Genomic DNA, 23,511 nt, shown 5'->3' with positions numbered 1-23,511 from the left:
AGTTTGTTAACAGTGGTAACCTTGCGGCCGCCCGATCCAACAATTATAAGGAGCACAAGTGTCCCGACTTATCCAGTCCCTCGCACCCTTCGCGCCGGCCATCATGCTGGCCATGGCGGCACCCATCGCCTGCGCGGCGCCCGCGGCAGATCTGCTGCCATTCAAGGCCACGGAAAAAACGCTGGCCAATGGTTTGAAAATCATCGTGGTGCCGACCGGCTTCCCGAACATCGTCTCACTGCAAATTCCAGTGCAAACGGGGTCGCGCAATGAAGTCGAACCGGGCAAATCCGGCTTCGCCCACTTCTTCGAACACATGATGTTCCGGGGTACGCCCACGTATCCGCCGGAAAAATACCAGGACATCATCACCCGCGCCGGTGCGCGCCAGAACGCGTACACCAGCGACGACCTGACCAATTACTACACGACGTTCGCCAAGGAAGACCTGGAGACCGTGCTGAAAGTCGAAGCGGACCGTTTCCAGCACCTGTCATACAGCGAAGATGTTTTCAAGACGGAATCGCGGGCCGTGCTGGGCGAATACAACAAGAACAGCGCAAACCCGATCCAGAAGCTATTGGAAGTGATGCGCGAAGCCGCTTACGACAAGCATACGTACAAGCACACGACGATGGGCTTCCTGAAAGACATCGAAGACATGCCGAACCAGTACGCGTACTCGAAAGTGTTCTTCGACCGCTGGTACCGCCCGGAGCGCACCACAGTGATCGTGGCAGGCGACGTCGACCCGCAAAAAGCCATCGCCATGGTGGAAAAATACTGGAGCAAGTGGCAACGCGGCACGTACAAGGCCGACGTGCCGGCCGAACCCGCACGCGATGGCAAGGGCGCCATCTACCGCCACGTGCCATGGGCCACGCCGACCTTGCCGATGGTGATGGCGGCGTTCCATGCGCCGGCATTCTCCGACAAGAACAAGGAACAGGCCGCGCTGTCGCTGCTGCTGTCGCTGTCGTTTGGCCGCACGTCGCCGCTGTACAAGCGGCTGGTGCAGGATGAGCAAAAGGTCGACCAGCTGTTCGACAACACGCCGAACCGCGTCGATCCGACCTTGGCTTTCATTGGCGCCCGCGTGAAAAAAGGCGAAGACGCCGTCTACGTGCGCGACCAGATCCTGCAAACCGTGGCGAAATTGCGCGCCGAACCGGTCAGCGACAAGGCGCTGGCCGAAGCCAAATCCGCCCTGAAATATGGCGCCGTGCGGTCGCTGGACAACACGGAGCAAATCGCCGGCACGCTGGCGTCGTATGTCCACTTCAACCGTTCCTACGGCACCATCAACAATTATTACCGCGTCATCGACGCGCTGACGCCGGCCGACCTGCAAGCCGCCGCCCGCAAATACCTGACCGATGACGGCATGGTGGTCAGCACGCTGTCGCACGCGGCGCTGCCGGAAGCGATTGCAACGCTGCCGAAACTGGCCAGCCTGGAACCGCAGGCCGCCAGCGCCAACGTGGCCGTGACGGTGCAAAAGACCGCGCTGCCGCAAATCCGCTACAAGCTGCTGTTCTCCGCCGGTTCCGCCCACGACCCGGCCGGCAAGGAAGGCCTGGCTGCACTGACGGCCGCCATGGTGGCGTCGGCCGGTTCCGCCGACCGCAAGATCGATGAAATCAGCAAGGCGTTTTTCCCGATGGCCGGCAGCTTCACGGAGCAGACCGACAAGGAAATGACGACGTTTACGGGCACCATCCACAAGGATAACTGGAAAGCGTTCAACGACATCGCGCTGCCGATGCTGTTGTCGCCCGGTTTCCGCGAAGAAGACTTCCGGCGCCTGAAAGACGCGCAGCGCAACGCCCTGCAGACGGACTTGAAGGACAATAACGAGGAAGAGCTGGGCAAGGAGCGCCTGCAGACCAATGTGTACGCGGGCACGCCCTATGGCCACCCGGCGCTGGGCACGGTCAAAGGCCTGGAATCGATCACGCTGGACGACGTGCGCCAGTTCTACCGCAGCGCATATACGCAGGGCGCTGTCAAGATCGGCATCTCCGGCGATGTGTCCGACGACATGACGGCGGCGCTGAAACAGGCGGTGGCAAGACTGCCGCAAGGCGCGGGCCTGCCCGCCATCACGGCGCCGCAGGGCCGCAAGGCGAACGGCCTGGAAGTGGAAATCATTGAAAAGAATTCCCGCTCCACCGGCATTTCGCTGGGTCTGCCGCTGGCCGTGACGCGTTCGCATCCGGACTTTGCCGCGCTGTGGATGGTGAAAACGTGGCTGGGCGAGCACCGCGCGTCCAGCGCCCTGCTGTACCAGCGCATCCGCGAACTGCGGGGCATGAATTACGGTGACTATGCGTACATCGAGGCCTTCCCGCGCGGCATGTTCCAGTTCTTCCCGAACCCGAACCTCGCGCGCCGCGCGCAACTGTTTGAAATCTGGATCCGCCCCGTGGCGCCGGAAAACGCCCACTTCGCGCTGCGCATCGCGCTGTCGGAACTGGACAAGGCCATCCGCAACGGCATGACCGAGGAGCAGTTCGAGACCACGCGCGGCTACCTGATGAAGAACGTGTTCGTCATGACGTCGACCCAGGACCAGCAACTGGGTTATGCGCTGGATTCGCAGTGGTATGGCACGCCGGAATTCACGAAAATGATGCGCGACGCGCTGGCCAAACTCACGGTGGATGACGTCAACGCGGCCATGCGCCGTCATTTGTCCGCGCAAAACCTGTCGGTGGTCATGATCGCCAAGGATGCCGCGGGCTTGAAGGACAAGCTGGTCACGGATGCGCCCTCGCCCATCAAGTATGACGGCAACAAGCCGAAGGACTTGCTCGACGAAGATGCGGTGATCGGCAACCTGAAGCTGAACATCAGGCCGGAAGCGGTGAAGATCACGCCGGCATCCCAGGTGTTCGCCGACTAACGGTCCGCGGCGCTGAATGCGTACGGCGGTTTTCGCGCAGCGAAAGCCGCCGTGCGTGCGCCGACGATACCGCGTTAGACGGCCTCGATGATGGAAAAGTAAATGGCCCGCCGCACGGTAAACCCGAGCTTCCGGTATACCGCCTTCGCACTGTCATTCTCCGTCTTCACGTGCAGGAATGGCGTCTTGCCCTCCGCAACGATCCGCCCCATCAATTCCTCCATCAGCGGCGCCGTCAAACCCCGTCCCCGCGCATCGGGATGGCTGCACACCGCGCTGATTTCCCGGTAATGCATCAGGTTCATACGCTGCCCGGACATCGCCACCAGCCGGCCGTCCGGATCGCGCACGCCGAGGTAAGCCCCCATGTCGCGCGTATGCGCCTCGAACGGTCCCGGCTTCGTCAATTCCACCAGCGCCGCCATGTCGGCCACGTCGTTCTCACCCAGTTCCACGAAACCGGATACGCGGCGCGGCCGCCCGCCCGTGCTGACCATCTGGTCAATGAAGCGCGCCCGTACTTCGCGCCAGCAGGGCGGCAAGTCCAACGGCCCGTCCGACAGCAGCCACAATTGCTCGCCCGGCCGCGCCAGCGTCCGCAAATCCTCCAGCGCCTGGACAGTCGGTTCCCGCAGGCCGGCCAGCGGGGAAATGTCGGGCCGGAAGCGCGCCGCCAGTCCGTGCAATTGCGCCATGCCGCGCTGCGCGGAAATCAGCGCGTGCCACACAGGGTTGTCCAGCACCGCGTCGGTGGGCGGCAGGATGCGGTAGTAATACGTGGTGTCGCACAGGCCGCCCTGCGGCAACAGCGCATAGCCGGGGATCACGCCCAGGCGCGTCCAGCCCATCCGTTCATACAGGCGTTCCGCGTCCGCGCTGGCCGTGTCGAGCACCAGCAGGGTCTTGCCGCAGGCGCGCGCCGTGGTTTCCGCCGCCTCCATCAGCAAGGCGCCGACGCCATGGCGACGCGCACTGCGCGAGACCAGCATTTTCGACACATCGCCCCGGTGCGGCTGGTTGTCCGGCTGGCCCAGCACCACTTGCACGGTGCCGACAATCCCCGCCGCGCCTTCGGCCACCAGCAATGCGCGTTCGCCGCGCGCCACGGATTCGCCCACGTTGCGCCAGAACGCCTGCGACTGGTCCGCCGAAAACGGTTGCATGAAACTGACCGATGCGCCCCCTTCCACGCAATCGCACAGCACGGCCGACAGTCCCTGCAGTTCAGCGTCCGTGAGGGAAAACAGGCGGCGTACTTTGATCTGGTCTGGCATGGCAACTCCCGTCATCAGTAATTAATGGTCGGTGGTAAGGACCACCGCGTAGCGCGCAGGCGTATCGGCGGGGTTATGGAAGCTGTTGGGGCGGTCCAGCCCCATCGCCAGGCAATCGCCCGCGTGCAGCGTATGGACATCGTCGCCGTGCGTGATTTCCATGGTCCCTTCCAGCATCCACACGTACTGGTGCACGAGCGACGGGCGCGGGCCGGATTCATAGGTGACCCGCGCATGGGGCGGGAACGACACGTCGACGATTTGTGCCGGGTTGCCGGGAGCAACGGGCGACACGTTGCGGCGCACGTAACCGGAATGGGGATCGCGCCACGCCACCTGGTCGGCGGCGCGCAGCACGGGACTTGCGGCGGGTTCTGGCGGATCGAACAGCGAAGCCAGCGGCACGCCCAGGCCGCCGGACAGCTTTTCCAGCACCACGGCGGTCGGGCTGCTTTCACCCCGTTCGATCAGCGACAACATGGAGCGGCTGACGCCGCATTGCGTGGCCAGCGCTTCCAGCGAAATGCCGCGCGCGGCGCGCAAATCGCGCACCCGCCGGGCGATACGGTCATGGATGGTTTCGTCTTTCATGATGGATTTAGTATCCAACATATTGGAACCATCGTCAAGCGCCTCCGGCGATCGTCAGAACGGCAGTGGCGCCTTGTCCGGTTCCACCCAGCGGCACCGCGCCGACACGGAAAACAGTACGTCGCGCGACCAGTGCGACAGCAGCCAGTCCTTGTCGCCATAGGGCGAATCAAACAGCGCATTGCAAACGGCGTAGGGTGGCATGCCATGCGGCTGCGCCGACAGGAACGCCGCCACCGCCCGCAGCGACGCCAGCGTGATGGTTTCATGGTAGCCGCCGGTATCCGTATTGGCGGTGCCGCTGGCCACGTTATAAGCACGGATTATCCCGGGCATGTCGCGTGCCGGCACGATGTCGGGCCGCGCCGCGGTCACCCACACGGCGACGGCCAGGTGCGCGCGGTGCGTCCACGCTGCCTTCGGCAGCACGCCGCCGAGCACCTGCGCGCCGAGCGCGGCCAGTTCGCTGTCGCCGGCCAGTACCAATGGCGCCGTCATGCCGCACCGCCTCCCATCATGCCCGTCGCCAGCGACCAGCAGGCGAATGCCAGCAGCGCCACGCCGGACACGGCTTCGATCCAGCGGATCGCGTTCGGCGGAATCGCCTTGCGGCTGGCCGAGACGCCGCCCACCAGCAGCATCCACCACGCGATCGACCCGGAAAACACGCCCACGACCAGCAGCAAGCCGCTGGACAGCGAACCGTCCGGCGGCGCCAGCGCGGCCAGCAAGCCGGCGAACGACAGGATCGTCATCGGGCTGGATGCTGTCAGCGCGAACGTCGTGCCGAAGGCGCCCAGCAAACCGGAAGGCGTCGGTGCGGACGCCGCCGTCACACCGGGTGCCGGCCGGCGCGCGCGCCGCAAGGCGGCAATACCCAGCAGCGCCATCAGGATACCGCCACCGATGCGCAGGCTGGACGCATGTTCCAGCAACAGCGACGCCACCGCGCCCACGCCCAGCGCCGCCACCAGGCCGTACATGGCGTCGGCCGCCGCCGCGCCCAGTCCCGTCGCCAGCCCGGTGGACGGCCCGTGGGCAAAGGTGCGGCGGATGCACAGCAATCCCACCGGCCCGACGGGGGCGGCGATGGCAAACCCCACCAGCGCGCCGCGCGCCAGGGTCATCGCGATCTCGCTCATGGCTGGCCTCCAAACGCGAGTTCGGACGTTTCCTTGGCGGTATCGAGCGCAATCACGGTTTCCGTCCGCAGCACGCCCGGCACGCGTTTCAGCCGCTGCGTCAGGAACACTTGCAGCGCGGCCGTGTCGCGGGTGCGCACTTTGACCAGCCAGGAATGCGGGCCCGTGATGTGGTGGCCTTCCTGCACTTCCGGGAAACCCCGCAGCGCGGCCGCAAAGACTTCCTCGTCCGCGCGCGGTTCCAGATCGACGAAGATGAAGGCGCACGCGGTCATACCGACCCGGGAAGGATCGATGACGGCGCGGTTGGCGGCAATCGCGCCGGATGCGTTGAGGCGCCGCAGGCGGTCGCTGACGGCGGAAACGGACAAGCCGATTTCCTGCCCGATTTCCGCCGCGGAGCGCCGGTTGTCGGACTGGATCAGCTGTAAGATTTGCAGGTCATGAGTATCCATGCGATAAATATGCCGCACTTTATTAGCTAGCGCAAGCAAATTTATCGCAATCATGTCACGGACCAGTAATATTTACTGGTCCGGACTTATCATGTTTTCAATATCGCTAACGACGGCTAGTCGAGTCGATACACTTTGAAGTCGCTGATTTCCTGCCTGGACTGCGTGGTGCGGAAGCCGAATTGCCCGGAGCGCAGCGGTTGCGGGTCGCGGTACGCAAACAGCAAGGCGCCATCCAGCGTGACCTGCGTGCAGCCGCGATAGACCGCCACTTCGACCTGATACTCATGGTTGGCGCGCAGCAGGTGGCGCGCTTCGCCCAGGTCACTCAGCAGCACGCGCTGCCCCTGGCCGTCATAGCGCCGCAGGCGCGTCGTGGTATTGCCGTTGCCGCCAATGCCCGCGTAATACAGGCGCAAGCCGTCATACTGTTCAAACGTACCGTCGCGCGTATACAGGTCGCTGTTGGCAGGATCCTGCGCCATCCAGAACTGGTTCAGGTCCGACAAGCGGTCATTGCGCCCGCCGCCAACCACCACCTTGCGCCGGTAGCGCACCACGTAATCCCCGCTCAACGCCGCCTTGAACCAGACCGTTGCGCCGCCCGCCACGTCGATGGCCAGCTTGCCCGCCCGCGCCGTCACGGCCGATCGTTCGGGGCGGAATTCCGCCACCCAGTTCGCCAGACCGTGCGTAAAATCGTCCGCGTACAGCAGCTTTCCGGTACGCGCCGGCAGTTCGCAGCGCGGCGTCTCCGTCGCCGCCGATGCCGTCACGGCCGCCAGCAGCAGACCAGCCACCACACCGCCGTTCAGGGCTTTCATTGGCCGCCGACAGGCGCCACCGCCTGCCCCTGCGCCGACAGCCATGCCGTCACCGGGTTGTCGCGCAACCCTTTCAATACCGCCACCACGCGCTGCGCATTGAATTGCGCACCGGCGTCATTGGTATGGGTGCGGGCATCGGAAAAGAAGCCATCGACCTGTTGCGCGCCGATGCCGCGATAACCGCCGGCCACCGCCATCGTCAGGTCGGCAAAGCGCGCGCCGCCCGCCTGCGCCACCTGCGCATCCCATTGCGCAAACTGTTCGAAGTCGCGGCCCTGCTGCCAGCGGTCCTTGTGCGGCACCGGCGACAGCAGCACCACGTGCGCGCCTTTGGCCCGCGCGCTTTCCACGTAGCGCGCCATGTACCAGCCAAACGTGTGCACCTGTTCGCGCGTGCCGTCCGGTCTCGCTTCCTCGACGGTTTCCGGCCCCGTGCCGGCGCCGGACGCGCGGTTTTTCATGGCGGGATCGCCGATGCGCCCGCCATCGTTGTGGCCGAACTGGATCAGCACCACGTCGCCCGCCTTCAATTGCGCCAGCACCTTGTCCCAGCGCCCTTCCGTGTAAAACGTGCGGCTGCTGCGCCCGCCGATGGCGTGGTTGACGACATTGACCCGGCCCGAATCGAAATACGGGGCAATGCGTTCGCCCCAGCCCACCGCGCCATTGGCGCCGCCGCTGCGCACGGTGGAATCGCCGACGATGAACAAGGTCGGCAAGGCCGCATTGCGCGGCTGTTCCTGCGGCACCGATGACGCGTCGGCCACCGGGCGCTCATCTTCGGCGGCGGCGATGTCCGCCGCCCTCGGCGCCAGCGCCGCCACCAGTTGCGGCAATCCCAGCGCCTTGATGCCCGCCACGGCGGCCCGCGCGTTGAGCTCGGCGCCGGCCCAGTTGGTATGGGTGGATTCATCCGGCGTGGTTTGCGGGAACAGTTGCATGACCGCGTCATGGCCCAGCGCATCGTACTGGCGCGCCACATTGCCGGCCAAATCGATCAGGCCGACCTTTTCGTCGCGCGCCACCTGCGCCGCCCAGGCGGGATAACTGTTGCCGCCGCGGGCAATCTTGCCGCTGGCGTCCCACCGTTTGCGCGGCACCGGCGAACAAATGACGGGCACGGCGCCCCGGGCGCGGATGTCGGCGATATAGCGCCGCAAATACCAGCCGTAACTGTGCACGGTTTCCGCTTTACCCGTCAGCAAATTGTCGATTTCCTGCGTTTCGCCGCCGGTGCCGGCAATCGTGCCCCGCGCGCGGCTGTTGTCGTTGATGGCGCTGGCGTCGTTGTGGCCGAACTGCATGACGACCACGTCGCCCGCCTTGACGAAGGCCAGCGTGCGTTCCCAGTGGCCGCCCGTCAGGTAAGTCCGGCTGCTCAAGCCGCCGATCGCGCGGTTGACCACATTGATCTTGTGATGATCGAAATAGGCGGCAACCGGATTGCCCCAGCCCCACTGGCCGGCCGGCCCCTTGCCCTGGCCATCGTCACGGCCGTTACGGACGGTGGAGTCGCCGATCAGGATCAGCGATGGCAGCGCGGGATTGGCTGGTTCCGGCAAGACCAGGTTGCGCGCCGCGGCGCTGGGGTCCGTATTGACGGCGGCCGGCAGCGCGGCCTGCACCGGCTGCGGCGCCTCGTGTGTGGCACAACCGGCGAACAAGGCGGCCGCCACGAAGATAAATAAAGTCGTTTGGCTGTTCATGCCGGCCATTCTATGCCAGTCAAATTCGCCACACGCGCCATGAAAATAAAGAATCAGCGTCTTGAGCAGACTATCAATGCCAAAGCCACGACAATCAAAATCCCGATCCATCATGACTTGAGACACCATGCCATCCATAACCACGCGGGCAGCCATACTGCCCCTGAAGTTGCCCCTGATTCTGCTGCTGGCCATCGCGCCGGCCATCCTGTGCGGCAACGCCCAGGCGCAAATCGGCAAGCGCTTCCCGTCCGAACGCAAGATCGTCAAAGACCCCGTCACCGGCGCCATGCTGACGTTTTTGACCAGCAAACCGCACGGTGATTCGAAAATCTATCCCACCCATCCGCAATGGACGGCCGACGGCAAATGGGTGGTGTTCCGCTCGAAACTGGCGGGCGGAGAAGCACTGGCCGTCAATGAACAGAACGGCGACATCGTGCAGGTGACGGAAGGCGGCTATACCGGCATGCTGAACCTGGCGCGCAAGGCCAACAAGCTGTATTTCATACGCAAGGATGTGGAAGAGAAGCGCCAGCAAATCGTCGAAGTGGACCTGGACCGTCTGTTCGCCGACAGCAAGGCCGGCAAGCTGCAAGGCGCCGATGCCTACCAGCGCATCGCCGGCGTGACGCCGGCCGCCATCGACGCCGGCGGCGACATGGCGCTCGACGCGGACGAGGAATGGGTGTATTTCCGCGTCGGGCGCGACGAAGCGGCGCGCCACATGGCGCCCGGCGCGAAGATCGAACCGCCGTTCGGCCCCCGCAACATGGGTGCGGGACCGGCCGGCATCGCGCGCATGCACCTGAAGACGGGCGAAGTCCGCCACGTGGTGTCGGTACCGTTCCAGGTCGGCCATATCCAGGCCAACCTGTGGCAACCGGGCGAAATCGTGTTTTGCTGGGAAACCGGCGGCAAGTCGCCGCAGCGCACGTGGACTGTGCAGGCCGATGGCACGGGACTGCGCCCGCTGTATCCGGAAGCACCGTACGAGTGGGTCACGCACGAAGCGGTGATTTCCCGCGACGAGGTGGCGATGGCGATCCTCGGCCACCGTCCGATCCCGGGCGGCGCGTCCGGCGTGGATGCGCCCGGCACGGCGGTGGAAGGCGCCAATCCGGGCCAGGATGCGGCCTGGGGCAACGCCGGGACACGCGAAAAACCGACCGGCCTGGCCATCGTCAACCTGCGTACCCGCCAGGTCAATATCGCGGGACAAACGCCGTCCGGCAGCGGATTCTGGCACGTACACGGGTCCAGCGACGGCCGCTGGGCCGTGGGCGACGACTTTTCCCGCAGCCTGTACCTGATCGACCGCCGCACCCGCGAAATGATGCTGCTGACCACCGGCCACAAGACCACGGCGGCCGACCATCCGCACCCGACCTTCAACGCGGACGGCACGAAAATTGAAATCCAGTCAGCCATGCTGTCGGAAGACGGCCGCACGATGAACATCGCCATCGTGCCCGTGCCCGACGCATGGCTGAAACGCCACTAATCGAGCTTTTCCAGCCGGACGTTGCGCAACTCGTATGGCGCCCCTTCCAGCTGGAAGCCGATGCGGCCCTGGTCCGGCTTGCCGTGGCTGATACGGTTCTGCGGCACACCGTTGACGGACACTTCCACCACGCCGTCGCGGCTGACGATGTCCGCGCTGTTCCATTCGCCGGCCGGCAATTCACTGTCCGGCGCCGTATGGGCCTTGATCACGGGCTGTGCACCGGGGGCGCTGGTCGGCGGCTCTGCAAACGCGTAGCCCGCCATCGGCAGCAAGTCGCCCGCGCTGCCATGCTTGGTCTGCACTTGCAGGCTCAATGGCCACACCCGGTCCATCGGGCCTGGCGAGATATGCAGCAGCACACCGCCGTTACCCGGCTTGCCCGGCCAGCGCCATTCCACGTGCAGGCGGTAATTGCGGTAGCTGGCCAGCGTGGCCAGAAAGCCCGACGGCTGGCCCGTCGATGCGATCACGCCGCCAGCCAGCATGGTGAATGCCCCTTCCGGCGGCATGTCCTTTCCGGCCAGCAAGTCCCAGCCCTGGAAGTCGCGTCCATTGAACAATTCTTCCGCCTGGCCCGCCGCTGCCGCCAGCAGCAATGCCGCCGCCAGCACTGCCCGTTTGCATGATTCCCTGTAACCTGCCATTGTCATCCCTATGAAAAAACGCTTGTTCATTGCCCTGTTACTGACCACGCCGATGATGTCTGCCCTTGCCGATTCCGCCACCGTGCAGGCCTTGTGGCCCGAAGGCGTCCCGAACGCCAAAACCCGGCCGGGCCCCGAACTGACCAGCGACGGCCGCATCTCGAACGTCTCCGTCCCGACCCTGACCATGGTCGCGCCGCCGGCCGGCAAAGCCAACGGCGCGGCCGCCATTATCTGCCCTGGCGGCGGATACGTGCGTCTTTCTGCGGAACGGGAAGGTATGCGCTATGCGGAATGGCTGGCCGGCCTGGGTGTGACCAGTTTTATCCTGAAATACCGGCTGGCGGAATTCGGCCATCCGGCGCCGCTGCAGGACGTGCTGCGCGCCGTGCGCCTGCTGCGCAGCCAGGCGTCCGCGCTGGGGCTCGATCCGCACCGCATCGGCGTCATCGGCAGTTCCGCCGGTGGCCACGTGGCGGCCAGCGCCGCGACGCTGTTCGACGCGCCGGAAGGCCGCACGGGCGCCGCGCTCGATGCCGTCAGCGCCCGCCCCGACTTCGTGATCCTGCTGTATCCGGTGATCGCCATGGAAGGACCGGCCGTCCATGCGGGTTCGCGCAAGGCATTGCTGGGTGACCATCCCGCGCCGGAACTGGTACACCGCATGTCGCTGGAAACGCAGGTGACCGGCGCCACGCCGCCGGCCCTGCTGTTCCACACCCAGGGCGACGCATCCGTCCCGGCCGACAACAGCATTGCCTTTTACCAGGCGCTGACGCGCGCCAAAGTGCCCGCCGAACTGCACATTTTCGAGCAGGGTGGCCACGGCGTCGGCATGACCGAAGGACTGGGCACCACGTCGGCATGGCCGAAGCGCGCCGAAGAGTGGCTGCGCATGCGGGGGTTGCTGGGCAAATGACCCAGCCACGTCACGCGAAGTGGAACACGGGCTTCAACGCCCACTGGCGCGGCCGGTTGCCCGGTTCCACTTCCATCAGCGGCGCCATGTAATCCCACCAGCGCTGCATCACGGGATGGTTCGGCAAATCATCGATGCGGTGGTCCGGCTTCAGCTTCAGCGTGCCGAACAGGTGCAACGTGTCCGGGTCGAGGAAGATCGCATAATCGTAAATCCCCGCCTCGGCCAGCGCCTGCGCCAGTTCCGGCCACAGTTCGTCGTGCCGGCGTTCATATTCCGCCTCGTGGCCCGCTTTGAGTTGCATGCGGAATGCCCGCACCAGTGCTGGATCGCTCATTTCACCGCCACTTTCCGGCCTTCGGCCATTTTCTTCAGTTCCGCGGCCGCCAGCAGGAAGCCGCCGACGCCATAATTGAAGCTGGAGGCCGGCCGGTAAAACGCCGGTTCCGCGCCCGTCTGCTGGATGCCGCCCAGGCGCCCGTCCGCATACACGTGTTTCAATATGCCGGCCCACGCCTTTTCTATCACGGGACGGTAAGCCGCTTCGTCCAGGTAACCCCGGTTCACGCCATAGGCCATGCCGTACACGAACAGCGCGGAACCGGAAATTTCCGGCAATGGATACGTGGCGGGATCGAGCAAGCCCGCGTGCCACAAGCCTTGCGGGTTTTGCAGCGACGCGATTTTCGCGGACATTTCGCGCAATTGCTGGAGATAGAACGGGCGGCGCGGGTCATCCTGCGGAATGTAATCGATGGTGCGCGCCAGCCCGCCCATCACCCAGCCTTCGCCGCGCGACCAGAAAATTTTCCTGCCGTTCGGCTCAAGCTTGCCGATATAGCTGGTGTCGCGCGCGTACAGGTGCTCGTCCTTGTCGTACAGCAGGTCCGAAGTGATCCGCCACTGTTCATGCACGTAATCCAGGTATTTGCGCTCGCCCGTGGCCTGGTACATCCTGGCCCACACGGGCGGCGCCATGAACAGCGCGTCGCACCACCACCATGGCACCCGCGTATCCTTCGGGTTCAGCGTTTTCAGGCCGATCAACTGGTCCAGGTGTGCCTTGGCAGGCAACACCTTGTCGGGCGATGGGTCCAGCGCATGCAATTCCAGATACGTTTGCGCGACGCTGATATCGTCCGCATTCGGGTACGGCCCCTTCAAGTCCCAGTTGAAACCTTTGCTCATGGCCAGCATCGCGTCGCGGTATTTCGCGTCGCCCGTGGCGTCCGACGCCGCCATGAAGCCGGTGAACAGCACGGCGGACGTCCAGATCCGGTCGATATGCCGCTGCGTGCGGGCCAGTTGCCAGTCGGCCACCTTGCGCAGCGCCTTGTCGATGGCGGCGGGCTGCAGCGCCGGCGACAAATCGGTGGCCATGGCGCCGCCATCGGCTGGCGCGTCGCCGAAATGGCGGCTGGTATCCTTGTCGACGATGGCTTGCATGGCGGGTGTCGGCAACGGATACGCGTTGTCCGCGTATGGCGGCTGCGGCGCGGATGCGCAGCCGGCCAACACCGTCACTGCGGCCAGCATCGCGATGACGATTGCTTTGCGTTCAAACATCATGTCTTGTCCTGCTCCTCAAAACTTTTTTTCATTGGATCGGCTTTCGGTGGCGCGGGGCGCACGTGCACCGCACTGGCCGGCAAGCCTTTCACAGCGGCGGCGTCTTCGATTCCCACCGGGCTGCCCAGCGTCAGCTTCGTATCTTCAAAGCGCCAGTCTTTCGCGTCGTGGATGTAACCGCCCTGCTTCGCCTGGATCTCCAGCCTGGATAAACTGAAACGCTCGAGCGGCGCTTCCTTGTAGGCGTCCACTTCAAACGCCGTGGTGGCGCCCGTCGCGCGGATATTCCAGATTTTCACATCGTGGAAGTGCGCCATGCCCTTGTCGCGCGGCACCGGCGTGGCAAGCACTTTCCAGACCGGCGGCACATCCTTGATGTCGGCGGGGATTTGCGCATAGCTGTAGCTGGGGTTCCAGTTCATCGTCACGCGCAGCACCACGGGGATATCCGTCATCGTGATGTCGTGGATCCGCAGGTTCTCGCCAAAGCCACCCCGCGTATGGGCCGACTTGAACAGGATACCGACCGGCACGTTGCCCACCACGGTCAGGTTGTACGCTTCGATATTGCGGAACCCGCCCGCCGTCTCGGAACCGAACGTCACGCCGGCCGCCGCGTCGCGGATCACGGAATCGCGGATCACCACGTCTTCCGTCGGACGCGCCACACGCTGCCCGTCCGAATCGCGGCCTGCTTTCAGGCACAGCGCATCGTCATTGACGGCAATGTCGGCGCGCTGCACCAGCACCCGCTTCGACGAATCGATGTCGATGCCGTCGGTCGACGGCCCCCGCCCTCCTTCGTTATTGCGGATCGTGACGTCTTCCACCGTCACGTCTTCCGAATAGCAGATGTGCACGGTCCAGAACCCGGCGCGCCGCAACAGCAGGCCGCCGCCCACTTTCGCATGCGACGACCGGAACACCTGCACCAGCCTCGGGCGCTGCGCATCGTAATCGGATGCCCAGCGCAGGCCGCGCGGTTCGTACGCCTTGCGCAGCGTCCAGTAACTGTCCCAGAACACCTTGCCATCGCCATCGATCGTGCCTTCGCCTTCAATCGCCGCGTTCTTTTCATTGGCGATATTGACCAGCGCGGCGGGCCAGCGCATTTCAATGCCGGCGATCCGCGTCGGCATCACGGGATAATCCGCGATGTCCTGCGATCCCAGCAATGTGGCGCCCTTGCCCACATATAAAGTCACGCCGCTCTTGACGAACACGGAACCGGAAAGGTAGGTGCCGCCCGCCAGCACGACACGGTTGCCGCCGCCGGCCTTGGCCGCGGCGTCGATCGCGGACTGGATGGCTTGCGTGTCCTTCGTCACGCCATCGGCTTTCGCGCCCCAGGCGGCCGGGTTGAAATCCTTGGCGCCAGCGCCGGCCGAGGCCAGCACCAGCACCAAACCCGAGAATAACGCGGCGCCGGCCGGGCGCCAGCGGCGTTTCATTGTTGCCATCATTGCATGTTCTCCGTCACCAGTTGCACCGGGCCCAGCATGCCGGACGGTTTCGGTGCGATCAATTGCGTATCCTGCGGCACGAAGCGCTGGCCATAGCGGGCCCACAGCAGGCGGTAATCGGGACGCTCCTGTCCCGCCAGCGCGTTCAGCGCCAGGTTCGCCACCTGCACTTCGATGCGGTTGCGGCCCGGGTGCAGCAGCCCGGTCAACTCGACCTTGTATGGCGGCGACCATGCGGAACCTGCCCGCCTGCCGTTGACATAGACCACGGCGGCTTCCCGCACGGGGCCTTCCAGCATGGCGCGCATGCCGGCCGGTACCTTGGCGGTGGTGTCCAGCGGCGTGCCGGGGCCGAAATCAATGGCGATACGCTTGCCCGCCAGCGCCGCGCCATCCAGATCGACATCCCGCGTATACACGCCGATGCCCGAGTAATAACGGGTCGCGTCATCGTCCGTCCACGAACGCAGCGCGGTAACCGGTTGCGCGGCGCGCTGCAACGCGGGGAACGCCAGTTGCCAGCCTGTCTCCAGCCGCGCCAGCACGGCGGGTGCGCCCGCCGGCTTGCGCTGCCGCACGGACGGCAACGGGCTGTCGGACAACACCAGCACGGCCGATTCATACGGCGCCAGGTCCAGCTTCAAACCCTCGGCCAGCGACACCGCCACGGCCTTGCCATCGTGCGGGTTGACCCACGCGGCATGGCGCCGCTGCTGTGCGATTGCTGCCGTCGCATGCACGGCGCGGTTGCCCGTGTTGGCAATGAAGTAAATGTCGGCATCATCGAGCTTGCGGCGGATGAACCCCACGTCGCCGTTCTGCCCCTGCACCAGCAATTCCGGCCGCACCGCCTTGCCCAGCGCGGCGCCGACCGCGCCATCGCCGTTCACCACTTGGACGTTGCGTTCGGCCGCCAGCGCTTTCGACGCCGCCTGCACGTTGACGCCCAGCGCGGCCGCGTCGGCAAAACCGGGCGGCAGCGATGGCAAGCCGCCCACGGCAATCACCTTGCCGCCCTGCCGCGCATAGGCGTGGATCTTCGCCAGCACGTCCGGCGCCAGCCGCGTCACGTGCGGCAGCACCAGCACCGCGTGCTGTACGCCTTGCGCGACAATGGCGTCGGCATCGATGTAATCGAGGTTATGGCCCGCATCGAGGATTTGCGCCGTCAACTCCGGCGTCACGTGGTGGTGCATTTCCGCCGACAGCGACACCTTGCCGGGATTCAGGGATGCGTAGACATCGTCATTCGGCAGCAGCACGGCCACCGTGTTGGCGGGTTTCCCCTGGCGCATCAAATAACTCATGCGCTGCAGATAGCCGTTCACGTCCGGCATCACGTTCCACCATGGCTGGTGGTCGTTGAACACGGCGGCCGCATAGAACGCGTAGCCCGGTTCCTGCGAGCCGGGTGGCGTGTACGGCCAGCCATGGCCAATGAACTGGTTCACACCCTGCAGCAGCATGCGGTCCGCTTCCGCCTTCATGTCCAGCGGCGTGGCGTTGAACGCGGGGGAATTGAGCCACGTCCACGTTTCGGCGGAAATCACGTTGCGGCCGAACAGGTGGCCGCCGGACGTGGCCAGGCGGGTGAAGGAAAACGCGCGGTGCTGCGGGCCTTCGCCTTCCGGCAAATCCACCAGCCGCGTGCTCGACAGCGACACGGCCGGTTCGCCATAAGTCTGCGAGCGGAAGCGCGTGCCGTGGGCGCGCGCCCACGCGTTGACGGGCGCCAGGAAGCGCTCGTTGACCAGTTCCGTCTGCGTCAGCGCCCAGTCGCGCCGCAACGCGGGCGCGTCCGGGCCCTGGCCGCTATATACCACCGGTAAATACGGTTTCAAGTCATAGCCGCGGCGGCGGCGGAATTCACCGAGGAAGTCGCCCGTCCAGTCGGTGCCGTACACTTCCAGGCTGTCGGAAAACACGGCGGTGGGCGGCTGGTTGCCAAAGGCCCGCACTTGCGGTTCGGCCACCGTATCCAGGTGCAGTTGGACGGCCCTGGCGTCCATGTGGTCCAGCACGAAGCCTTCCGCGCCCAGCGACGGCCGCTTGACTTGCTGGCCGGTGCGGCTGCCAATGTAAAACACGGCCACACGCTCGTGCGCAGACGGCGCCACCGTGGCGCGGCCGGCCATGGCCCCCGGCTGGTTTTCCACCAGGCCGAGTTTGACCGGGTCGTGCTCTTTCGCCGTGCCGTCGCCCAGGTAGGTCGCAACCAGCGTTTCCCCGCTCATCACGGATGGCAGCATGTAGGAAGTGGCCCCGGCCGGGACCGCGCTGGTGGCGACGCGCATACGGCTTGCCGCATGCTGCGCGCCGATGTGCGGGCCGCCGTATGGCCAGCCGGAGCCCAGCGTCAGGTCCACGCGCAAGCCCAGTTCACGGCCCTTGGTGTTGGCAAATGCCAGCGATTGCAGGAAATCGGGGGATAAATACGGGACATTGCGGATGCCGCGCGCCGGATCGTCCAGTTCCATCGGATAGACCGGCTGGATTTCAAAGCCGCCGTAGCCGCCCGCTTTCATGGCGCGCATCTCGCGCTCCAGCTGGGTATTGACGACGGCCGGGCCGAACCACCACCAGCGCACCATGGCGCGGGCGCTGTCGGGTGGCGTGTCCAGCCGCGCCGCCACGTCGGCGATATGGCTGGCCGGCGCTTCGCCCACGGCGGCCGACGGCGCGGCCGGCGCGGCGCCATGTAACATCAGCGTGGCGCAGGCCAGCGACACCATGTGCCGACGGCGCGATACGGCGGAAACGGGCGCACCCGTCCCGCACACAAGACGTATGCTGTTCATCGGGTGCGGAGCCGCTTAAACGATGCCGCTGCTGGAGGCGCCTGCCTTGGCCGGGCGCTGTTCGGCGGCCTGCACGCGGTAGCCGGATGCGCGGTAGCACGCCACCGGGTCGGCCGCGCCGCCGGAACGCACGCGCGCCATCGCCAGGATCGCCGACACGTCGGTGCGGAACGCGTGTTTCAGCGCCTGCGCCGCCTGCAGCACGTCGTTGCCTTCCTGGTGCTGTTTCAACGCGGCGCGGTCCACCAGCGCTGCCTGGACGAACGCGCGCTGCACTTCGACGGCGCTGTTCATCAGGCTTTCGATCGGGTCCGTCACATTGTGCGACTGGTCCAGCATGTTGGCGGTCTGGAAGCCGGCGCCTTCGCGCGATGCCGCATCGGCCAGTTCGTTAAACACCAGGAACAGCTGGAACGGATTGATGGAACCGGAATCCAGGTCATCGTCGCCGTACTTGCTGTCGTTGAAGTGGAAGCCGCCCAGCTTGCCGAATTGCGCCAGGCGCGCCACGATCATTTCAATGTTCGTGTTCGGCGCGTGGTGGCCCAGGTCGACCAGGCACTTGGCTTTCGGGCCCAGTTCCTGTGCGCACGCGAAGCTGGTGCCCCAATCGGCGATGGTGGTCGCATAAAACGCCGGCTCGAACAGCTTGTGTTCGATCAGCACGTTCCAGTCGTCCGGCAGCGCGCTGTAGATATTGCGCATGCTGTCCAGGTAGCGCTCCAGCGCGCCGCGCAAATTGCTCTGGCCCGGGAAGTTGGCGCCATCGCCCACCCACACGGTCAGCGCTTTCGACCCCAGCGCGCGGCCCAGTTCGATGCATTCGATATTGTGCGCCACGGCCTGCTCGCGCACGGCGGCGCTGATGTTGGTCAGGCTGCCATATTTATAGGTCTGTTCCTGGCCCACCTGGTCCTGGAAGGTGTTCGAGTTCACGGCGTCAAAGCCCAGGCCATAGGCGGCGGCATGTTCGCGCAGCGCAGCCGGGTCGTCGGTCTTGTCCCACGGGAAGTGCAGCGACACGGTGGGGGTGGCGCGCGTCAACTGGTGGATCACGCCGCAATCGTCGATCTTTTCAAACACGTTGCGCGGTTCGCCCTTGCCCGGGAAGCGGGCAAAACGCGTGCCGCCGGTGCCGACGCCCCAGCTGGGCAGCGCCACGGCGAACGTTTGCGCCAGCGCCGTGATTTTTTCGATATCGATGCCACGGCGTTCCAGCATGCCGCCCAGCGCGGCGTAATCCGCTTCCAGGTTGGCTGCGCGCTGCGCGTTATGGGCGGCCACCTGGCCGGCTGCGATCAAATCCTTGTTTACTACAGTCATGCTTGTCTCCCTTGTTTCGGCAGTGCGGGCGGCCCGGCGCCGCCCGCATCTTATTGTGATCAGCGCGTGAACGCGCCTGCGTTGCCCGCATCCACGTTCAGCACATTGCCGGTGCTCTTGCCGGCCTTGTCGCTGGACAGGAAATACACCGCCTCGGCGATATCTTCCGGCAGCACGGACAGTTTCAGCATGCTGCGCTGGCGGTAAAACTCTTCGATGTCGTCGGCGCCGATCTTGTTCGATGCCGCGCGCTCTTCCTTCCACTTGCCGTCCCAGATGCGCGAACCCTTGATGACGGCGTCCGGATTGACGACGTTGACGCGGATGCCCAGCGGTGCGCCTTCCAGCGCGATGCAGCGCGCCAGGTGGATTTCCGCCGCCTTGGCCGTGCAGTACGCCGACGCGCCGCTTGATGCCACCAGGCCGTTTTTCGATGCCACGAACACCATGGAGCCGCCCAGTTTCTGCGTCTTCATCATGCGGAACGCGGCGCGCGACACCAGGAAGTAACCGGTCACCAGGATATCCTGGTTGCGGTTCCAGATTTCCAGCGTGGTTTCTTCCAGCGGCGCGGACGACGCGATACCGGCGTTGGACACCAGCAGGTCGACGCCGCCGAAGCGCAGCGCAGCTTCTTCCAGCACGCCTTCGACCGCCTGTTCGCTGGTGATGTTGCCGACGATGGTGGCCACGTTATCCTTGCCGGCGACTTTCGCCAGCGACTTCTTCGCTTCTTCCAGCGCTTCGCCGTCGATGTCGGTCAGCAGCACGCAGGCCCCTTCCTGCAGCATCTGGCGCGCCACGGCCTGGCCGATGCCGCCGGCGCCGCCCGTCACCAGTGCAATGCGGCCAGCCAGCGATTTCGGTTTCGGCATGCGCTGCAGTTTCGCTTCTTCCAGCAGCCAGTATTCGATATCGAACGCCTCCTGTTCCGGCAAGCCGACATACTGGTCGACGCCATTGGCGCCGCGCATCACGTTGATGGCGTTGACATAGAATTCGCCGGCGATACGGGCGGTGGCTTTATCTTTTGCAAACGACAGCATGCCGACGCCCGGGATCAGGTAAATAATCGGGTTGGCGTCGCGGATGGCCGGGCTGTTCGAACGCTTGCAGCGCTCATAGTACGCGGCATAATCCGCGCGGTACGCTTCCAGGCCCGCGTCCAGGCTGGCCGCCAGCGCGTCGAAGTCCGGCTTGGCCGGGTCGAACGCCACCACGTAAGGACGGATCTTGGTGCGCAGGAAGTGGTCCGGGCACGACGTGCCCAGCGCGGCCAGCGGCGCCAGGTCGCGGGCGCAGACGAATTCCAGCACGGCGGCGCTGTCGTCGAAGTGGCCCAGCTTGTATTCCTGCTGGCTGATCTTGCCGCGCAACAGCGGCATCAGTTTTGCCGCCAGCGCGGCGCGCGCTTCCGGCGCCAGCGGTTGCACGGCCTGGCCGCCGAACACCGGCTGCCTGATGTTCGCCGCCAGCCATTCCTCGGCGCGCTTGATGATGGCCACCGTGGTTTCATAGCACGACTTGGCGGTATCGCCCCACGTGAACAAGCCGTGGCCTTCGAGGATGATGCCTTTCAGGCTGGGCTGCGATGCCGACAGCGCTTCCAGCTTCAGGCCCAGGTCGTAGCCCGGACGCTGCCATGGCAGCCAGCCCAGTTCGCCTTCAAAGATCTTTTGCGTGAGTTCCTTGCTGTTTTTACAAGCAGCAATGGCGATGCACGAATCCGGGTGCATGTGGTCGACGTGCTTGCGGTTGATGTACGCGTGCAGCGGCGTATCGATCGACGCGGCACGGGGGTTCAGGTTGAACGTGCAATGCGGCAGGTAGCCCACCATTTCATCTTCATGTTCCAGGCCACGGTAGCGGCCTTTCAGCGCTTGCAGCTTGTCCATGTACAGCGTGGAAAAACCATCCATCTTGATGCTGCCCAGGTCGCCGCCCGAACCTTTCACCCACAGCACCTCCGCTTGCTGGCCGGTCAGCGGGTCCGTCATCGACACCTTGGCCGAGGTATTGCCGCCACCGAAATTGGTAATGCGCAGGTCCGAACCGAGCAGGTTGGAACGGTACAGCAGCAGTTCCGGCTCGCTCATGCTGGCGGCCACGCTGTCATTCCACTGCGAAGTGATTGGTTCTTGCTGCTTCGGGTCATTCATTGCTGTTCTCCGTCGTTGGTGTGTGTGCTTGCGGTAAGTGCCTGTTCGGCATACGGAGCCAGTAGAAACCTTGGGGCCATGGGGTGTCAACGCGCCACCGATCAACATTGTGAGCAAGTTCGGAATAATCAGAATGATGATTGAAATGCGCAATCGCGTGGGAAGCTGGCGAGAAATAATCAACCGGTTGATCATTCGCTGATTGACGCTCACGGACAGAGTGATTAGTCTTTCCGGTAACAACAGCGATCACCCAGATGTTCCGCAGCCATGCACCACGGCGGGAATATTGGAGTAGGTACAACAAAAGGAGACGAAAATGGTAAACCACAAACGCCGTAAACGTTTGTTGAAGCTGCTCGCCGAACATGAAACGGCCACCGTGCCGCAACTGGTCGAATGGCTCAACGCATCGCCCGCCACCGTGCGGCGCGACATCAGCTGGCTGGCCACGCGCAACCTGCTGACCCGCACCCGCGGCGGCGCCGCCAACCTGCCGCAGAAAAAGCGCAGTTTCCCCCTCACCAGCGAATCATTCCAGAATAATATCCGTGCCCATGCGGAAAGCAAGCGCGCCATTGCCCGCTATGCGGCCGGCATGTGCCGCGAAGGCGAAACCATCATCATCAACGGCGGCACCACCACGTTCATGATGGCGGAATTCCTCGTCGACCAACACTTGAAAATCCTCACCAATTCCTTCCTGATGGCCGAGCGGCTGCTGGTCACCAGTGAAAATGAAATCATTGTTCCTGGCGGCAAGGTCTACCGCGAGCAAAACGTCATCCTCAGCCCGTTCGACAACGACATCACGCAACACCATTACGCGGCCAAGATGTTCATGAGCGTCTACGGCTTGTCGCTGCTGGGATTGATGGAAGCGGACCCGCTGCTGATCCAGGCGGAAAAGCGTTTGATCAGCCAGGCCGAGGAATTGATCGTGCTGGCCGACAGTTCCAAGTTTGCCAAGAAGGCAGGCTTGATCCTGTGCGGCCTGAACCGCGTTTCCACGGTGATCACCGATACTTACGCGTCGGATTCCGCAGTGCAATTGCTGGAGCAGTCGGGCATCAAAGTCGTGACCGTGGAGCCGGAGCAATTGCCGCCGCAACCGGCCGTCTCCCCTTTTCCTAATGTTTACGACCTCACCCAACCCGCCATGTTCCAGACGGAGACTGCACATTGAATAATCAGAACAACCAGAACAACCGCAAGGCACGCCGCACCGCATTGAAGGCCATCGGCGCGGGCGCCATCGCAGCGGGCCTGCTGCTGACAGCCGGTTGCAGCAAGCCTCCTGAGAAAGTCCGCATCGCCATGGTGGTGAAGAACCTCGGCAACGGCTTCTTCGACGCGGCCCATACGGGCGCCAAGGAAGCGGCCGCGCAACTGAAGGACGTGGAAATCATTTATACCGGTCCCACCACGCCGTCCGCCGAAGGCCAGATCGAGATCATCAATTCGCTGATCAGCCAGAAGGTCAACGCCATCGTCATCTCGGCCAACGATCCGAATGCGCTGGTGCCGATTGCCAAGAAAGCCATGCAACGGGGCATCAAGGTGGTGTCGTTCGACAGCGGCTTGGCCCCGGAAGGCCGGCTGATGCAGCTGAACCCGTCGAATGCGCAACTGATCGGGCAAAAGCAGTTGCAAATGGCGTCCGACGCCATCGGCGGCGCCGGCGAAATTGCGATCCTGTCCGCGTCCGCGCAGGCCACCAACCAGAACATCTGGATCGGCGTCATGAAGGACGAACTCGCGAAACCGGAATTCTCGAAACTGAAACTGGTGGCCACCGTGTATGGCGACGACCAGTCCGATAAAAGCTACCGCGAAGCCATCGGCCTGCTGCGCAGCAACCCGAACCTGAAAGCCATCATCGCCCCCACCACGGTGGGCATCAATGCGGCCAGCAAGGCCGTGGTCGACGAAAAACTGGTGGGTAAGGTCTTCGTCACGGGCCTGGGCTTGCCGTCGGAAATGGCCGGCCACGTGAAAAGCGGCGCGGTGCGCGAATTCGCGATCTGGAATCCGATCGACCTGGGGTATGCGGCCACGTATGCGGCCTACCAGTTCGTCAAGGGCGCGCCGGAAGCCAAGGCGGGCGGCACCATCAATGCCGGCCGCATGGGCACGATTGCCATCGATGCCAAGGGCGAAGCCGCGATGGCGGCGCCGTTCGTCTACAACAAGGAGAACGTCGAGCAGTTCTCCAGGATTTTCTGACAG

The 23,511-nt window shown here is 64.5% G+C and carries 19 protein-coding genes and 1 pseudogene; 5 read left to right on the top strand and 15 right to left on the bottom strand.

Features of this window, described 5'->3' with window-relative positions:
* Positions 1-58 precede the first annotated feature (58 nt).
* Entirely contained in the window at positions 59-2,905 is a 2,847-nt protein-coding gene (locus GJ700_RS31420) for a M16 family metallopeptidase (RefSeq protein ID WP_371868218.1), read from the top strand.
* 74 nt (positions 2,906-2,979) lie between these two features.
* Here the strand turns inward: GJ700_RS31420 and GJ700_RS35780 are convergent, their stop codons facing one another.
* The 8 genes and pseudogenes from GJ700_RS35780 to GJ700_RS31385 form a co-directional block, all read right to left on the bottom strand.
* Positions 2,980-3,273, bottom strand: a complete 294-nt coding sequence (locus GJ700_RS35780; RefSeq protein ID WP_260117401.1) for a GNAT family N-acetyltransferase — start codon at positions 3,271-3,273, stop codon at positions 2,980-2,982.
* A 390-nt stretch (positions 3,274-3,663) separates the two neighbouring features.
* Positions 3,664-4,179, bottom strand: a pseudogene (locus GJ700_RS35775) (GNAT family N-acetyltransferase); the annotation flags it as partial.
* A 21-nt stretch (positions 4,180-4,200) separates the two neighbouring features.
* Positions 4,201-4,770, bottom strand: coding sequence for a helix-turn-helix domain-containing protein (locus GJ700_RS31410; RefSeq protein ID WP_154381526.1), 570 nt, complete (start codon positions 4,768-4,770; stop codon positions 4,201-4,203).
* Positions 4,771-4,824: 54 nt separating this feature from the next.
* Positions 4,825-5,268: a hypothetical protein gene (locus tag GJ700_RS31405; protein WP_229507356.1), complete on the bottom strand. Its 444-nt coding sequence runs from the start codon at positions 5,266-5,268 to the stop codon at positions 4,825-4,827.
* The gene (locus GJ700_RS31400) at positions 5,265-5,912 is read right to left on the bottom strand and encodes a LysE family transporter (RefSeq protein WP_154381524.1); all 648 of its coding nucleotides are present in this window, start codon (positions 5,910-5,912) and stop codon (positions 5,265-5,267) included. The genes GJ700_RS31405 and GJ700_RS31400 overlap by 4 nt, the downstream gene beginning before the upstream one ends.
* The gene (locus GJ700_RS31395) at positions 5,909-6,367 is read right to left on the bottom strand and encodes an Lrp/AsnC family transcriptional regulator (protein WP_195764069.1); all 459 of its coding nucleotides are present in this window, start codon (positions 6,365-6,367) and stop codon (positions 5,909-5,911) included. Before GJ700_RS31395 ends, GJ700_RS31400 begins: the two co-directional genes overlap by 4 nt.
* Before the next feature lie 116 nt (positions 6,368-6,483).
* Positions 6,484-7,191 (bottom strand): DUF6250 domain-containing protein, encoded by a 708-nt coding sequence (locus tag GJ700_RS31390; protein ID WP_154381520.1) that lies wholly within the window; start codon positions 7,189-7,191, stop codon positions 6,484-6,486.
* The gene (locus tag GJ700_RS31385; protein WP_154381518.1) at positions 7,188-8,900 is read right to left on the bottom strand and encodes a rhamnogalacturonan acetylesterase; all 1,713 of its coding nucleotides are present in this window, start codon (positions 8,898-8,900) and stop codon (positions 7,188-7,190) included. The genes GJ700_RS31390 and GJ700_RS31385 overlap by 4 nt, the downstream gene beginning before the upstream one ends.
* A gap of 127 nt (positions 8,901-9,027) precedes the next feature.
* On the opposite strand from GJ700_RS31385, the gene GJ700_RS31380 reads away from it, so the two are divergent.
* Positions 9,028-10,404, top strand: a complete 1,377-nt coding sequence (locus GJ700_RS31380) for a TolB-like translocation protein (protein ID WP_229507355.1) — start codon at positions 9,028-9,030, stop codon at positions 10,402-10,404.
* Here GJ700_RS31380 and GJ700_RS31375 read toward each other — a convergent pair.
* Positions 10,401-11,051 (bottom strand): 3-keto-disaccharide hydrolase, encoded by a 651-nt coding sequence (locus GJ700_RS31375; protein ID WP_195764068.1) that lies wholly within the window; start codon positions 11,049-11,051, stop codon positions 10,401-10,403. The genes GJ700_RS31380 and GJ700_RS31375 overlap by 4 nt on opposite strands.
* Before the next feature lie 10 nt (positions 11,052-11,061).
* Here GJ700_RS31375 and GJ700_RS31370 point away from each other — a divergent pair, with 10 nt between their 5' ends.
* Positions 11,062-11,970 carry an alpha/beta hydrolase gene (locus tag GJ700_RS31370; RefSeq protein WP_154381514.1) on the top strand — a complete coding sequence of 303 codons (909 nt, stop codon included), beginning with the start codon at positions 11,062-11,064 and terminating at the stop codon, positions 11,968-11,970.
* Positions 11,971-11,980: 10 nt separating this feature from the next.
* Here GJ700_RS31370 and GJ700_RS31365 read toward each other — a convergent pair whose 3' ends face one another.
* The 6 genes from GJ700_RS31365 to GJ700_RS31340 are packed head-to-tail and all read right to left on the bottom strand — an operon-like array spanning position 11,981 to position 21,282.
* Entirely contained in the window at positions 11,981-12,307 is a 327-nt protein-coding gene (locus GJ700_RS31365; protein WP_154381512.1) for an L-rhamnose mutarotase, read from the bottom strand.
* Entirely contained in the window at positions 12,304-13,539 is a 1,236-nt protein-coding gene (locus tag GJ700_RS31360) for a glycoside hydrolase family 88/105 protein (RefSeq protein ID WP_229507354.1), read from the bottom strand. The genes GJ700_RS31365 and GJ700_RS31360 overlap by 4 nt, the downstream gene beginning before the upstream one ends.
* Positions 13,536-15,002: a glycoside hydrolase family 28 protein gene (locus tag GJ700_RS31355; RefSeq protein ID WP_229507353.1), complete on the bottom strand. Its 1,467-nt coding sequence runs from the start codon at positions 15,000-15,002 to the stop codon at positions 13,536-13,538. The genes GJ700_RS31360 and GJ700_RS31355 overlap by 4 nt, the downstream gene beginning before the upstream one ends.
* Complete coding sequence (locus GJ700_RS31350) at positions 14,999-17,800, bottom strand: glycosyl hydrolase (protein ID WP_229507352.1); 2,802 nt, start codon at positions 17,798-17,800, stop codon at positions 14,999-15,001. The genes GJ700_RS31355 and GJ700_RS31350 overlap by 4 nt, the downstream gene beginning before the upstream one ends.
* Before the next feature lie 15 nt (positions 17,801-17,815).
* Entirely contained in the window at positions 17,816-19,123 is a 1,308-nt protein-coding gene (gene rhaI, locus GJ700_RS31345) for an L-rhamnose catabolism isomerase (protein ID WP_154381510.1), read from the bottom strand.
* Positions 19,124-19,182: 59 nt separating this feature from the next.
* Positions 19,183-21,282, bottom strand: coding sequence for a bifunctional rhamnulose-1-phosphate aldolase/short-chain dehydrogenase (locus GJ700_RS31340; RefSeq protein ID WP_154381508.1), 2,100 nt, complete (start codon positions 21,280-21,282; stop codon positions 19,183-19,185).
* A gap of 319 nt (positions 21,283-21,601) precedes the next feature.
* Between GJ700_RS31340 and GJ700_RS31335 the strand changes: the two genes are divergently transcribed.
* Positions 21,602-22,468, top strand: coding sequence for a DeoR/GlpR family DNA-binding transcription regulator (locus tag GJ700_RS31335; protein ID WP_154381506.1), 867 nt, complete (start codon positions 21,602-21,604; stop codon positions 22,466-22,468).
* Positions 22,465-23,508, top strand: a complete 1,044-nt coding sequence (rhaS, locus tag GJ700_RS31330) for a rhamnose ABC transporter substrate-binding protein (RefSeq protein WP_229507351.1) — start codon at positions 22,465-22,467, stop codon at positions 23,506-23,508. The genes GJ700_RS31335 and rhaS overlap by 4 nt, the downstream gene beginning before the upstream one ends.
* Positions 23,509-23,511 lie beyond the last annotated feature (3 nt).

The sequence above is a fragment of the Pseudoduganella rivuli genome (genome assembly GCF_009674485.1).
Classification (GTDB): domain Bacteria; phylum Pseudomonadota; class Gammaproteobacteria; order Burkholderiales; family Burkholderiaceae_D; genus Rugamonas; species Rugamonas rivuli_B.
Note: the sequence above shows the minus strand (reverse complement) of the source record. Positions and strands in the feature narration are given on the sequence as shown.